The 13318-nt window shown below is 45.0% G+C and carries 12 protein-coding genes and 1 tRNA gene; 5 read left to right on the plus strand and 8 right to left on the minus strand.

All coding sequences use genetic code 11. From position 1 onward, the window contains the following. Positions 1 to 236 precede the first annotated feature (236 nt). On the plus strand, positions 237 to 1418 hold the full coding sequence (locus AAC006_RS17995) for an AAA family ATPase (RefSeq protein WP_339892076.1): 1182 nt from the start codon (positions 237 to 239) through the stop codon (positions 1416 to 1418). An 88-nt stretch (positions 1419 to 1506) separates the two neighbouring features. Here AAC006_RS17995 and AAC006_RS18000 read toward each other — a convergent pair. Continuing rightward, positions 1507 to 1583: transfer RNA gene (locus AAC006_RS18000), tRNA-Arg, on the minus strand. A gap of 417 nt (positions 1584 to 2000) precedes the next feature. On the opposite strand from AAC006_RS18000, the gene AAC006_RS18005 reads away from it, so the two are divergent. Beyond that, positions 2001 to 2408 (plus strand): c-type cytochrome, encoded by a 408-nt coding sequence (locus AAC006_RS18005; protein ID WP_013786129.1) that lies wholly within the window; start codon positions 2001 to 2003, stop codon positions 2406 to 2408. A 107-nt stretch (positions 2409 to 2515) separates the two neighbouring features. Further along, on the plus strand, positions 2516 to 5116 hold the full coding sequence (locus AAC006_RS18010) for an EAL domain-containing protein (protein ID WP_126872708.1): 2601 nt from the start codon (positions 2516 to 2518) through the stop codon (positions 5114 to 5116). A 153-nt stretch (positions 5117 to 5269) separates the two neighbouring features. On the opposite strand, the gene rep is transcribed toward AAC006_RS18010, so the two are convergent. After that, complete coding sequence (gene rep, locus AAC006_RS18015; protein ID WP_126872709.1) at positions 5270 to 7285, minus strand: DNA helicase Rep; 2016 nt, start codon at positions 7283 to 7285, stop codon at positions 5270 to 5272. Between the two features lie 141 nt (positions 7286 to 7426). Here rep and AAC006_RS18020 point away from each other — a divergent pair, with 141 nt between their 5' ends. Next, positions 7427 to 7690, plus strand: coding sequence for an accessory factor UbiK family protein (locus AAC006_RS18020; RefSeq protein WP_013786132.1), 264 nt, complete (start codon positions 7427 to 7429; stop codon positions 7688 to 7690). Positions 7691 to 7744: 54 nt separating this feature from the next. Here the strand turns inward: AAC006_RS18020 and ubiA are convergent, their stop codons facing one another. Both ubiA and AAC006_RS18030 read right to left on the minus strand, forming a co-directional pair. Then, positions 7745 to 8602 carry a 4-hydroxybenzoate octaprenyltransferase gene (gene ubiA / locus AAC006_RS18025; RefSeq protein ID WP_339892082.1) on the minus strand — a complete coding sequence of 286 codons (858 nt, stop codon included), beginning with the start codon at positions 8600 to 8602 and terminating at the stop codon, positions 7745 to 7747. 22 nt (positions 8603 to 8624) lie between these two features. Beyond that, positions 8625 to 9194, minus strand: coding sequence for a chorismate lyase (locus tag AAC006_RS18030; RefSeq protein ID WP_126872710.1), 570 nt, complete (start codon positions 9192 to 9194; stop codon positions 8625 to 8627). Positions 9195 to 9392: 198 nt separating this feature from the next. On the opposite strand from AAC006_RS18030, the gene AAC006_RS18035 reads away from it, so the two are divergent. Beyond that, on the plus strand, positions 9393 to 9806 hold the full coding sequence (locus tag AAC006_RS18035; protein ID WP_013786135.1) for a flagellar basal body-associated protein FliL: 414 nt from the start codon (positions 9393 to 9395) through the stop codon (positions 9804 to 9806). Between the two features lie 41 nt (positions 9807 to 9847). Here the strand turns inward: AAC006_RS18035 and glpG are convergent, their stop codons facing one another. The 4 genes from glpG to kbl are packed head-to-tail and all read right to left on the minus strand — an operon-like array spanning position 9848 to position 13258. After that, positions 9848 to 10726 carry a rhomboid family intramembrane serine protease GlpG gene (gene glpG / locus AAC006_RS18040; RefSeq protein WP_013786136.1) on the minus strand — a complete coding sequence of 293 codons (879 nt, stop codon included), beginning with the start codon at positions 10724 to 10726 and terminating at the stop codon, positions 9848 to 9850. After that, complete coding sequence (gene glpE / locus AAC006_RS18045; protein WP_013786137.1) at positions 10723 to 11040, minus strand: thiosulfate sulfurtransferase GlpE; 318 nt, start codon at positions 11038 to 11040, stop codon at positions 10723 to 10725. The genes glpG and glpE overlap by 4 nt, the downstream gene beginning before the upstream one ends. Continuing rightward, positions 11040 to 12065, minus strand: coding sequence for an L-threonine 3-dehydrogenase (tdh, locus tag AAC006_RS18050; protein WP_208805155.1), 1026 nt, complete (start codon positions 12063 to 12065; stop codon positions 11040 to 11042). The genes glpE and tdh overlap by 1 nt, the downstream gene beginning before the upstream one ends. After that, entirely contained in the window at positions 12062 to 13258 is a 1197-nt protein-coding gene (gene kbl, locus AAC006_RS18055) for a glycine C-acetyltransferase (protein ID WP_013786139.1), read from the minus strand. Before kbl ends, tdh begins: the two co-directional genes overlap by 4 nt. Positions 13259 to 13318: the final 60 nt, after the last annotated feature.

The following is a 13318-nucleotide window of genomic DNA, read 5'->3' on the forward strand; positions in this document are numbered from 1 at the left end:
CCTCTGCTCGACGACTTCAAAGCTGCCTGTCAATAGGGCCTTGGTGAACGGTTACAGCCAAAGAGGCAAAGTACGAAATCGCTCGCCATCTGAGTTATAGACTAGGAAAAAAGAAACTTCTTTTAGCACACGCAGCTCTATTCCCAGACGTATACGAAGTAAGTCAGCTAACAAGTGCGGACATCTCTGCTGAAATTATTGGAGGTAGTCGATTCCTAGAGTCACTAGAAAGCTGGGTGGAATCAATATTCAGTTTTTGGGCCGGCAATGAACCCAACCACGAGGTTCTTGGGAGTGTTGGAATAAACGCTGCCAAATCAATATTTGGTAAATCCGCTTCCGTCAATGCGTCACTTAAATCAGCGATCGAAAAAGAAACAAAACGGCAGATAGAGCTCACAAAGCAGCAAAAAGTGATACTTCGTCAATTGAAGAGAAGGAAAACGGCGTTAATAGAAGGCGGAGCTGGAACAGGTAAGACAGTTTTAGCATTGGATCATGCTATATCTTTGGCTTCCTCAGGCAGAAAAGTATTATTCCTTTGTTACAACCAAAATCTAGCAAACTCAATTAAAAAGAAAGTGTTAGGCATACAATCATTGCACGCGATGAGCTTCCACGAATTCTGTTCATGGAGGACAAGGCAAGTCAAAAAAGATACCGGTAGAGATCTCATAGGAGAATCAAAAGTGGGCAACCCTGTTGCGAACCTTTATGACGTATTGATGCCTGACGCGCTTATAAATAGCTACAGCATCAGTCCTGTCTCATATGATTCAATAGTCATTGATGAAGGGCAAGACTTCAAAGACGAATATTGGTTGGCTATAGAATTACTGCTGGATAGCAACCCTGATACGAACTTTTACGTGTTTCAGGATTGCAATCAGGCGATATATGCAAAATGTGACTTCCTACCAATTACCTCTGACCCACTTTATCTATTTGACAATTGTCGCAACACTAAGGAAATACACAAATTTGCATATCGATACTATAAGGGGCTAGAAACAGAGGCATCAGATATTGACGGTTCTCCAGTTGAGTTAGTCTCTCATAAAACTATAGAAGAACAAGCTAGGGAGATAGGTTCCCTAGTCAACAAATTAGTTCAACAAGAAAAAATTGCGCCAGAGGAAATCGTAATAACTATCGAAGGCGCTTTTGATAAAGCCAAAGAGTTACTAGCTAAATCAAGTAAAAACATAAAATGGTCCTTCAAGGAGGCAGATATACCTGGCAGCGTTTTGGTTGAGACAGCAAAAAGGTTCAAAGGTATGGAGTCAAAACTGCTGATATTTTGGGTTCTTGACGATTCATATTTGACTGAAACTTTAGTTTATGTCGCAACTTCTAGAGCTCGATTGAGGTTATGGATTATAGGCAATGATGATACCAATAAGAAAATTTGTAAATAATTGAAAATCATTCTGGTCACGGTGTGGTCACGGACTGATTTTTTATGGCTTTTTGGTCACGGGGGGCAACGGTCAAAATCGATGTAAATGGCGCACCCGGCGAGATTCGAACTCACGACCTATGCCTCCGGAGGGCATCGCTCTATCCAGCTGAGCTACGGGTGCGTAGCGATTTTTACTATTTTCACGTTTTCTTATTTTTTTAAGGTCTGACATTGCGCCTATGACCTTTGCCCTCAAACCCCATTTTACCCTATGTCCTCTGCCTCCGGAGGGCGACGCTCTATCCAGCTGAGCTACGGGTGCATTGAAAATAGCTTAATGTGATAAAAATTTAACCTGTTCTAAAGGAATAAGAACGTGGTGTGGTTAAACTTCCTGCTTAAGCGCGGCGTAATGATACTTAGGCCATGGGCTCGCATCAACTGGTTTGTGTAATTCTCTTACTTTAATGGGTTTTTAAGGTACTTTATCCTTACTTTTTATAGGTAATTGGTAGCAAATAGTTGTTCGGGCTTGAATTACCGTTATAATCTGGCCAGTTATACTTTAATTAAAGTTCATGATTGCCTGGAGACAGATGTGAAATTGAAAACCTGGTTTATTGTTGCAGCTACAGCACTTACGGTGTTTGCGGCGCAAGCACAAGAAATGAGTAACGACGATATTGCTAACCGTATTAAGCCGGTTGGTCAGATACACGTAGCTGGCGCTGAAGCTGCTGGCCCTGCTGCTGCAGGTGGTGGTGCTAAGTCGGGTGAAGATGTTTATAACTCTGCCTGTGTAGCGTGTCATAGTTCTGGCGTACTTGGTGCACCTAAAGTTCACGTAGCCGCTGATTGGCAGCCGCGCTTAGACGAAAAAGGCCTAGACGGCGTATGGCAAAATGCCCTTAACGGTATTAACGCTATGCCTCCTCGTGGTACGTGTGCTTCGTGCTCTGATGATGAAATTAAAGCCGCAATTGAGTACATGATAGAAGGTATCTAACCTTCTATCTTTACGTACAATGTGTTGGAAAAAGTAGCGTTTTTGATGTAGATCGGGTAATTTAACCGCATCTAAGAATAAGCTATTTTTACTTGCCGGCGAACGGAATGTCATCAGATTCAACGCAGTATGAGTTGACAGAAGAAGAACTGCGGGAAATTATCCCGCAGCTTCAACAACTCACTAATAAATATAAGCGTGCTGAACGAGTTCAGAAAGCGCTATTCGACATTTCCGAGCTAGCAAGTTCTGTTAGTCACCTAAACCGCCTTTACACCGCTATTCATGAAATCATTGCCGACTTCATGAACGCAGATAACTTCTTTGTTGCCTTCTACGAACAAGACAGCCAAATTGTCGACTTCGCCTATTTCGTTGATGAATTTGACGAACAAACCGTTAAACAGTTACCCGCCGATTCGTTAATGGACGGCATGACGGGCTTTATATTGCGCACCGGTCAGCACTTATTTTATAAACGTGCTCAAGAAGAAATATTTGCAGAAGATCACGGCATCAAATTAGTTGGTTCGCAGCCTTTTGAGTTACTTGGGGTTCCACTTAAACGTGGCAGCCAAGTAATTGGTGCTATGGTGGTTCAAACCTACGATGAGGGTGTGCATTACACCCAAGAAGACTTAGAAGTACTGCTGTTTGTTTCTCAGCACATTGTTACCACGGTTGACCGGGTTAAAAACCGCGAACTAACCGAACGTACCATTCGTGAACGTACTCGCCAGCTAAGAAAAATTAATGATGACCTTCAAGAAGAAATTCTTGAGCGCCAAAAAGTAGAGTCGTTACAACAAGCCTTATTTGAAATTTCAGAATTAGCAGCCAACCTAGAAGGCGATATGTCGGTCTTCTATTCTAGTCTGCACGAAATTCTAGCCCGCCTTATTAGTGCACCAAACTGCTTTATCTCTATCATTGATGAATCGAAGCAAATGCTGGAGTTCCCGTATTTTAGTGATATGGAAAGCGAAGACGTTGAAGCTCGCCCAATGGGGTTGGGTTTGACAGAGTTTGTATTACGTACAGGTCAAGCTGAGCTAATTAACCCGCCTAGAGTGTTGGAACTGGCAGAAGCGGGTGAAATTGACGTTACTATTGCCCAAACTATGCTAAACAGTGCCAACTCTTGGCTAGGATCGCCTCTGGTGGTAGATGGTGAGGTGTTTGGGGTAATTGCGGTACAAACCTATGGTAAGCATGCCAAATACAACGCCAGAGACCTAGAGTTACTGCGCTTTGTTTCACACCATATTGCGGTAACCATGGAGCGTAAGCGCAGTACTGAAGAAATTCAGCGCCACAACAGTGAGCTCGAGCTTAGAGTTGCTGCACGCACTGCCGAGCTTGATAGAGCCAACAAATACTTAAAACAGCAAATTGAAGAGCGTAAAGAGATTGAGCTTAAGCTTATTCACGATGCCCATCACGATTCACTGACCGACCTTCCGAACCGCTCGATGTTTACCAGCAGGCTTGAACTCGCCGTTGCCAGTAAGCAGCGCTACACCGAAAACTACTTTGCGGTGTTGTTCATCGACTTAGACCGATTCAAAGTTATCAACGATACCTTGGGCCACCACGCAGGTGATGAGTTCTTGGTTGAAGTGGCTAGACGTATTGCATTATGCATTCGAGGGCACGACTTATTGGCACGTTTAGGTGGCGATGAGTTTGTTGTTTTACTCGATAACTTTGAAGATTTAACCGATGTGCAAGAAGTGGCGTCTCGTATTATCAACTCTATTTCAGAACCGTTTTTGTTAGATGGCCGCGAAATGTATTCGGGTGCCAGTATCGGTATAGCTAATTTAGAGTCGTATTATCGTAGTGCCGATGAAGTGCTGCGTGATGCCGATGCTGCCATGTACCAAGCGAAAACTTTAGGCCGTGGCCGATTTGTTATGTTCGATAAGAGCATGCGCGACCGCCTAATTGAAGAGCTAGAACTAGAAAACGAATTTCGCCGTGCCTTGCGTGATGAAGAGTTTGAATACTTCTTGCAGCCCGTGATTGATTTAAGAGACAACACAACGCTTTACAACGAGATGTATGTGCGTTGGTGCCACCCTACTTTCGGCAAAATAGCCCGAGAGCAGTTTCGCCAAGTGGCCGAACAAAGTGGCTTAACCTTAGATTTAGATTTGTTTCAGCTACGCAAAGCTTGCGAGTTGCTGGCTCACGCGAAAGCAACAGGCGAAGACAAAGGCCGTATTGCGGTGAACGTTTCTATTATTCATTTGCTGCAAGCCTCTATGGTGAATAAGATGATTTCACTGATAGACGAATACAAAATATCGCCCCACGACTTGGTATTTGAGTTTGATGAAAACGATTTAAATCGACGTTCGCAGTTTATTTTGCCTGCCATTAAGAAGTTGAAACGTGCTGGAGTTACCTTAGTACTAGATAACTTTGGTAGCGGGTTAGCGTCGCTTAGTTACTTATTTGCCTACCCGTTCGAGTTCATCAAAATAGACCACAGATTCGTGCGTTCGCTGCCGCGTTCACAGCGAAACCTTAAGCTTATTCAATCGGTAATGCTTATTTCTGAGCACCTTAAATTTAAAGTTATTGCCGAAGGGGTAGATGCCCCCGCACAGCTAAACGCGCTTACCGACATTGAGTGTAATTACGCCCAAGGTAAAGTACTTACTCGCGCTACTGTGCTTGATATGAAACAGCTCGCTGGCTAGCTGTTTCATTAAGCCTAGCGGTTAGTTGCTATCTTCACCTGCTATGTATCACTAACACCTTTTCATTCCGACTATTAGCACTGTTTGTTTCTGTGACTTGTGTCACGGTTTTTTTGAGTGACTTGCGTCACCTTTTATTCGTAACCGCGTGCGCTATTTCTTACCCAGCATGTCTCTTAAATTAGCAATACTGCTTTGGCCTTTTTGCTGGCGCACTTCGGCACTTTCTTTCGGCTTTTGATTTTCCCATTGAAGATCGTCTATGGGTAGCTCGTATAAGAAACGGCTTGGCTCGGGGTTAATGACTTCCCCAAATTGACGGCGTTCTTTCGCGAGGCTAAAAATAAGCTCTCGCTGCGCACGGGTAATGCCTACATACGCTAAGCGGCGCTCTTCTTCTACGTTGTCTTCATCAACACTGCTTTGATGGGGTAACAAGCCTTCTTCCATGCCCACTAAGAACACAATAGGAAATTCTAGCCCTTTAGAAGCGTGCAGGGTCATTAACTGTACTTGATCGCCATCACCGTCGTCTTCGCCCCGCTCCATCATGTCACGTAAAATAAGGCGGTTGACTACTTCGGTAAGATTCATGGGGCTATCAAGCTCGTTGCCTTCTAGCATGTCGGTTACCCAACCAAATAGCGTACTCACGTTCGCCATGCCCATTTCAGCCGCTTTAGGGCTAGCGCTTTGCTCGTATAACCATTCTTCGTAGCTCATCGACTTGATCATGCCACGAAGGGCATCTTTGGTATCGCCTCGGGTAGCATTGTCGGCCACTTCTACTATCCAGCGAGCAAACCCCGATACGGCATCGAAGGCTCTATCCGACAACACGCTGTTTAAATTAGGGTGACAAGCTGCTTCGAACATGGGCACGCCTAAGCTGTTCGCAAAGTTACCCAGCTTTTCCAGCGTTACCCGCCCTATGCCGCGGCTTGGCGTATTAATTACCCGTAGCAAAGCGTTGTCATCGTCCTGATTTACCAACAAACGCAAGTAAGCCATGATGTCTTTCACTTCGGTGCGCCCGAAAAACGACATACCACCACTAATTTTATACGGAATACGGTTACTCATAAGCAGCTTTTCAAACAAGCGACTTTGATGATTTCCTCGGTACAAAATAGCGTAGTCTTTAAACTTAGTACGGTTCATAAACTTGTGCGCTAGCAGCTCTGCTACCACTCGTTCAGCTTCGTGCTCTTCGTTTTTCGCTTCTATGACTCTAAGCGGTTCGCCGTATTGCAGTTCAGAGAACAGAGTTTTGTCGAACAAGTGGGGGTTGTTCTGAATAAGAATGTTCGCGCAATGCAGTATTCGCCCAGAAGAGCGATAGTTCTGTTGTAGCTTAATAACGTTCAAGCGTGGAAAATCTTGCTGCAGCAAGTTTAAGTTTTGTGGCTTAGCACCGCGCCATGAATAAATAGATTGGTCGTCGTCGCCTACTACGGTAAAGCGCGAGCGCTCACCCACCAATAGTTTTACCAGTTCATACTGACTGGTGTTGGTATCTTGATACTCATCCACCAGCAGATAACGAATTTTGTTTTGCCACTTGGCCCGTACGGTTTCACTGGTTTTTAACAGCAGTGTGGGCAACAAAATAAGATCATCAAAATCAAGGGCGTTATAGGCGCGTAAGTTATCTTGGTAGCGCTTATAAGCTTCAGCAAATTCCCGCTCACCGGTACTGGTAGCTTGCTTTAGTAACGCCTCGGGCAGCAGTAAGTCGTTCTTCCAATTTGAAATACAGCTTTGTAATAGCGAAAGCTGATCTTTGTCGCCGTCTAGCGTGTCTTCGGTTAAATCGGTTAGCAGTGCCAACGAGTCTTTGTCGTCGAACAACGAAAAACCAGGCTTTAAGCCTAGCTCTTTAATATGGGCTTTTATAATGGTTAGCCCCATGGTGTGAAAGGTACATACTTTCAAACCACGGGCTTCTGGCTTACCTAAGGTTTCGGCTACCCGCTCTTTCATTTCGCGAGCGGCTTTGTTGGTAAAGGTTACCGCTGCAATATACCGAGCTGGCATATCGCAATTTCTAACTAGGTGCGCAATTTTGTTGGTAATAACCCGAGTTTTACCACTGCCGGCGCCAGCTAATACTAAGCAGGGGCCCGACACAAAGGTGACAGCTGATTGTTGCGCATCGTTTAATTTCATCGCGTTCCTAAATTACGTTCCTAAAAGCTAACAGGTGTAATGTGTGCCATGCTTTTCTTTAATGTGCTTTTTCATTGCAAGAAGTGGCGATACCGATAGAATAGAAGCCTATTCTAACGAAGCGCATTATAAGGGAAATCCATGTTGGATCCGAAAAAACTCGAAGATTTAGCGAAACAGATTGCTGACGCCGTACCACCGGGTGTGCGTAACATGGCTGAAGGCGCAGAAGGTAAAATTAAACAGATTTTACAGTCGCAGCTTTCAAAGCTTGATTTAGTCACTCGTGAAGAGTTCGATATTCAAAGCCAGGTGCTTATTCGCACTCGCGAAAAATTAGATGCGATGGAAGCTCGCATTGTTCAATTAGAAGCGAAAGCAGCTGAAACAACTAAGCCTGAATAGCTTTTTACTCATTAATGCTAAGCGGTTCATTGTGTTAACTAATAACTGAACCGCTTAACCTATCCAAAAATTTGCCACTAAGCCTAACGTAAAAACCAAGCCAACATAGTGATTTTCGATAAAGGCGGTAAAACACCCTTCTCGCTGTCGGTTCTTAATATATTGATACTGGCGGTAAAACAGCCCTGCCCCAATAATTAGCGATAGATAATACGGCCAATGTGCTTCGATAGCCCCGCCAATAAAATACAAAGTAACTAGCATGGTGGCTTGAAGCCCAATAATAATGGGCACGTCGTACTTACCGAACAAAATGGCTGTAGATTTCACCCCTATTTCCAGGTCGTCATCCCTGTCTACCATGGCATACATGGTGTCGTAGGCTACCGTCCATAATAGATTGGCCACAAACAGCCACCAGCCATACGCAGGCACAGTTTCAGACACCGCCATAAACGCCATGGGAATTGCCCACCCAAAGGCCGCGCCCAATACCACTTGCGGTAAGTGAGTGTAGCGTTTCATAAAGGGATAGCTAGCGGCAAGCAACAGCGCAATGACAGATAGTGCAACGGTTTGCCAATTCAGCATCAGCACTAACAAGAAGGCCAGTATAATTAGCCCCGCAAATAGGGTTAGCGCTTGTTTCGAAGTAACTTCTCCCGTGGCCAATGGCCGCGTGGCGGTGCGCTTTACACTGCCATCTACTTTTCTATCGGCGTAGTCGTTGATAACACAGCCCGCTGAGCGCATTACTACCACACCAGCGGTAAAAATAAGCGCAATGCCTATACTGGGTAGGCCTTCAGATGCCATAAGCAATGCCCAAAAGGTAGGCCAAAGCAGCAAGTAAATCCCCACGGGCTTGTCTAGCCGCATCAGGCGACTATACGCAGATGGATGCTGTTTTATATGATTGATGTTTTGGGCTAAATTAAGATTCAGTGCCATTGTCGTACCTTGAATAATAAACGGGGGCATCGGGTAAAAAAACTTCGGCCACTATCATGCTGTCTTCACCTAACGTAAATAATGAACGTCGGCCCCATAATTGTTGAGTGCGTTCAAAGCCTAATGCTGTTGCTGGCAACTGACACAATTGAAACTCAGAGCGTATAAACCTAGCATCGTTAAACAGTCGCTTACCTAAGGGTTCACTGCCTAAATTGGCTAATTCAGCTTCAACCAAACGCTTAGGAATAACGGAACGGGCAAATACCCACGGCAATGCATTACCACACAACAGTACTTCTCGTACCTGAAATGCCTGTGAAGGCAGATGTGATTTTTGGTTCGATAGTAGGCTTTGCTCATTAGCATGAAGTGCGGTTTCAGCTTGCCCTAGCACGTTTAACGAAAATTGATGGCAAAGCGACTGCACCCGCTTGGTTAAGGAGCCTGTATCTAACAACCAATTCTTTAAATACGGGTTGTTACTAGGGGCGCTGTCGGCTTGCATCCACTCTACATTTAAGCCAACGGGAAAGCTGCTAGGAAAACTCACTACCAAATCTCTGTCATAATTTTACATGATAAAAAAAGTATCATATCACTTGTTGGTGACATGGTGGTTTATCTGATTGCTAATAGCTAGCATATTGATTTTACGTGTACCTTAGTACTTTTGCAGTAGTGTCATTAACCTATGATTTGCTACACTACAGCCTGTCATCTAAATTAATTGGTATTTTTGGCTCTCATCATGACAAAGTCACTTGCTTCACGTTTTATAGCTACCGCTCTATTAGTTAGTAGTGCTTTCGCCCCTGCATTTGCCCAAGATAAGGCAAATTTTGCTTATCTTGGGCTAGAGCCAGACATCGTTACCAATTACATTGGCGAGTCTTCAAAAAAACTTGGGTATGTTCGCGTTACCGTTGAATTAATGATTTATGACGTAGATCAGCTAGAAATAGCAGAACACCATATGCCGTTATTACGTGCAACTGCCATCGATATCTTCGGCAGACAGCCTGAAGAAAAAGTAAAATCGCTAACGGGCAGAGAAGATATTCGCCGCGCCATTCTAAAAGCACTTCAAGATCATATGAAAAAAGAAACCGGTGGCGAGGTTATCAAAAACGTTATCTTTACCAAATATTTATACCAGGGCTAGGCGCTACTACAGCAGCACCTAGTCAAGAACGAAGGCTCGCGCTATTGCCCTTGCTTTCGTTTATCGGCCCCAAGGCTTAATAGCCCTGCTAGCAAACAGCCGGTAATTAACCCTGCGGTGTGCGCCGCATTGGCCATGTTCACCCACAGCACATCGGCAAAGCCTAATACTAGCCACACCAACATAAAACCTATTACCGATTTAGGCAGCGACAAGCCCCACTGTGGCTTCAGCCAACCTAACCACCATACAAAGCCCATTACAGCGTATACCACTCCTGACAAGCCGCCAAAGAGCATTAAGTTACCTTGTACTGGCGTAGTAAACATCGCTTGAGCCACGTTCGATATAATGGCCGACAGTGCAAACACCACAAACAGCATGCTTTTACCAAAGGTACTTTCTATTTTGGCGCCTAGCATGCACCACCAAAGTAGATTGAAAATAATATGCAGTGCGCTGAAGTGAATAAATGCGGGGCCTAATAGCCTCCACCACTCATGGTTTTCGGCAAGCACACTAAGTGGCTGCATGAGCAGGTGTTGCGCAATGGGGCTGAACAAGCCTAGCAACGACAAACCATACACCAGTACACAAAGTACAAACACAATACTGGTTAACGGTACCGACAATGCATTGTTGATGAACCCTTTCATATCAAACTGACGTGAGGGCACTAAATCGACGTTTTCACCATGCTGCCAAGCAGCTTGCTGATATTTAGGATTGTTCGGTTGCTGAATAAATTCTTCAGTTATGGCGCGGGCTTTAAGTGCATCGTTGTCGTCTGCCAATAATACAACAAACTCATCACCCGTTTCAGTAGGCTTTACCGTGGCGGTGATATTCTGGCTACCTAAGTAGTTAGCCAGTAAATGCGCCACGCCTTGCTGACGAAAAGCAATTAAAGGATGGCTCACGAATTTTCAGACACCACAGACTGACCTAATCGCCATGCTTCGAAACCACCGTCCATACTATAGACGGTGTTAAAACCTTGCTCGGCAATAACCTGTGCGGCTTGCTGACTGCTTACGCCGTGATAGCACACTACTACCACAGGGGTTTCTTTTGGCGTTTGTTCTACAAAGGCCGCGAAGTTATCGTTATTCAACGGCTTCGCTTCTGGCATGTGACCATTAGCAAAAGATTGCGGGTCACGAATATCTACGATGGCTACATCGCCATTGAAGTTTGCTACGTCTTGTACACTAATGTGTGAAAATGCTGTCATTATTGCCAGTCCAGTATAACTTTGCCTGATTGTCCTGAACCCATGGTATCAAAACCTTTCTGAAAGTCATCAACCGAGAAGGTATGTGTGATGATTGGCGACAAATCTAAGCCACTTTGCAGCAAACTTGCCATTTTGTACCAGGTTTCGAACATTTCACGACCGTAGATACCTTTGATCACTAACCCTTTAAAAATAACTTGGTTCCAATCAACCGATACATCTTGTGGTGGAATACCTAGCATTGCCACCTTTCCGCCGTGATTCATTTTCTTTAGCATGTCGCGAAAGGCGACCGGTACGCCCGACATTTCAAGGCCAACATCAAAGCCTTCACTCATCCCAAGCTCGTTCATCACGTCTTGCAAGTCTTCCTTGCTAACATCAACGGCGCGAGTTGCGCCCATCTTTCTAGCAAGCTCTAAGCGATACGGGTTGATGTCGGTGATAACCACATGGCGCGCACCAACGTGACGCGCCACTGCAGCTGCCATAATACCAATAGGACCAGCACCGGTAATTAATACATCTTCACCCACTAAGTCGAAGCTAAGGGCGGTGTGCACAGCATTACCAAATGGGTCGAAAATAGATGCCAGTTCATCACTAATATTATCGGGAATTTTAAATGCGTTAAACGCAGGAATAACCAAATACTCTGCGAAGGCCCCAGAGCGATTTACGCCAACGCCTTCGGTGTTGCGGCATAAATGGCGACGGCCAGCACGACAGTTTCTGCAGTGACCACAGGTAATGTGGCCTTCGCCAGACACTCGGTCGCCAACGGCAAAGCCGCGTACTTCTTGACCCATACCAACTACTTCGCCTACGTATTCGTGGCCTACAACCATAGGTACGGGTATAGTATTTTGCGACCAGTCGTCCCAGTTGTAAATGTGCATGTCGGTACCGCAAATGGCGGTTTTACGAATTTTGATTAATAAATCGTTGTGGCCAACTTCAGGCTCTTGGGTATCTTGAAGCCAAATGCCTTTTTCAGCTTTTGCTTTAACTAACGACTTCATGCAATAACTCCCATTTCACGGCCTACTTCAATAAACGCATCAATGGCTTTGTCTACGTGCTCAATAGAATGCCCAGCTGACATTTGGGTGCGTATTCTAGCTTGCCCTTTAGGTACTACAGGGTATGAGAAACCAATCACGTAAATACCTTTTTCAAGTAGCTTGTCTGCCATCTCGCTAGCAACACGCGCATCGCCTAGCATCACAGGAATAATAGCGTGATCTTTACCTGCAAGGGTAAAGCCAGCATCTTCCATACGAGAACGAAAGTGGGCTGAATTGCGCCATAGTTGTTCACGCAATGCTGCGCCATCTTTCATCATTTCAAATACTTTAAGTGAGGCCGAAACTATAGGTGGAGCAACAGAGTTTGAGAATAAGTACGGGCGAGAGCGTTGACGTAACCACTCAACCACTTCTTTTTTGCCTGACGTATAACCGCCTGATGCGCCGCCCATAGCTTTGCCTAAAGTACCAGTTAAAATATCCACTCGGCCCATTACGTCGCAGTATTCATGACTACCTTTGCCGTTTTCGCCTAAAAAGCCTGTAGCGTGACAATCATCTACCATGACCAGTGCATCGTACTTTTCAGCAAGGTCGCAAATACCTGCAAGGTTGGCAATTACACCGTCCATCGAGAACACGCCATCGGTAGCAATCACTTTAAATCGTGCGCCGTCGGCAACGGCTTGCTTAAGTTGATCTTCCAGTGAGTCCATGTCGTTATTGGCATAACGGTAGCGCTTAGCCTTACACAAACGCACGCCGTCAATAATGCTCGCATGGTTTAACGCATCAGAAATAATGGCGTCTTCTGGGCCAAGCAAGGTTTCAAATAACCCGCCGTTCGCATCGAAGCATGAAGGGTATAAAATAGTGTCTTCGGTACCTAGGAAGCCACTAATTTCGGTTTCTAGCTGTTTGTGTATGTCTTGCGTACCACAAATGAAACGCACAGACGCCATGCCAAACCCGTGGGTTTCAAGGCCACTTTTAGCCGCAGCGATAAGATCAGGATGGTTAGCCAAACCTAAATAGTTGTTCGCACAGAAGTTGATGACATGCTCGCCATTGGCCACGTCTATATCTGCTTGTTGCTGTGAAGTAATAACGCGCTCTTTTTTATACAGACCATCTTCTTTAGTGGCCTCAATTTGCGCTTGCAGGTGAGAGATAAATGCCGCTGACATGTCAGACTCCGAAATTAATAAAAAATGTATTTTAAAGAAAGCGATATAAAGGTTACACAA

This window comes from uncultured Alteromonas sp. (assembly GCF_963976965.1).
Lineage (GTDB): Bacteria > Pseudomonadota > Gammaproteobacteria > Enterobacterales > Alteromonadaceae > Alteromonas > Alteromonas naphthalenivorans.

What these genes read in the sequence shown, in the direction of transcription:
- AAC006_RS18010 (WP_126872708.1), top strand. Translation starts at nt 2,516, where the DNA reads ATGTCATCAGATTCAACGCAGTATGAGTTGACAGAAGAAGAACTGCGG.
- rep (WP_126872709.1), bottom strand. Translation starts at nt 7,285, where the DNA reads ATGAAATTAAACGATGCGCAACAATCAGCTGTCACCTTTGTGTCGGGC.
- AAC006_RS18020 (WP_013786132.1), top strand. Translation starts at nt 7,427, where the DNA reads ATGTTGGATCCGAAAAAACTCGAAGATTTAGCGAAACAGATTGCTGAC.
- AAC006_RS18035 (WP_013786135.1), top strand. Translation starts at nt 9,393, where the DNA reads ATGACAAAGTCACTTGCTTCACGTTTTATAGCTACCGCTCTATTAGTT.
- glpE (WP_013786137.1), bottom strand. Translation starts at nt 11,040, where the DNA reads ATGACAGCATTTTCACACATTAGTGTACAAGACGTAGCAAACTTCAAT.
- tdh (WP_208805155.1), bottom strand. Translation starts at nt 12,065, where the DNA reads ATGAAGTCGTTAGTTAAAGCAAAAGCTGAAAAAGGCATTTGGCTTCAA.
- kbl (WP_013786139.1), bottom strand. Translation starts at nt 13,258, where the DNA reads ATGTCAGCGGCATTTATCTCTCACCTGCAAGCGCAAATTGAGGCCACT.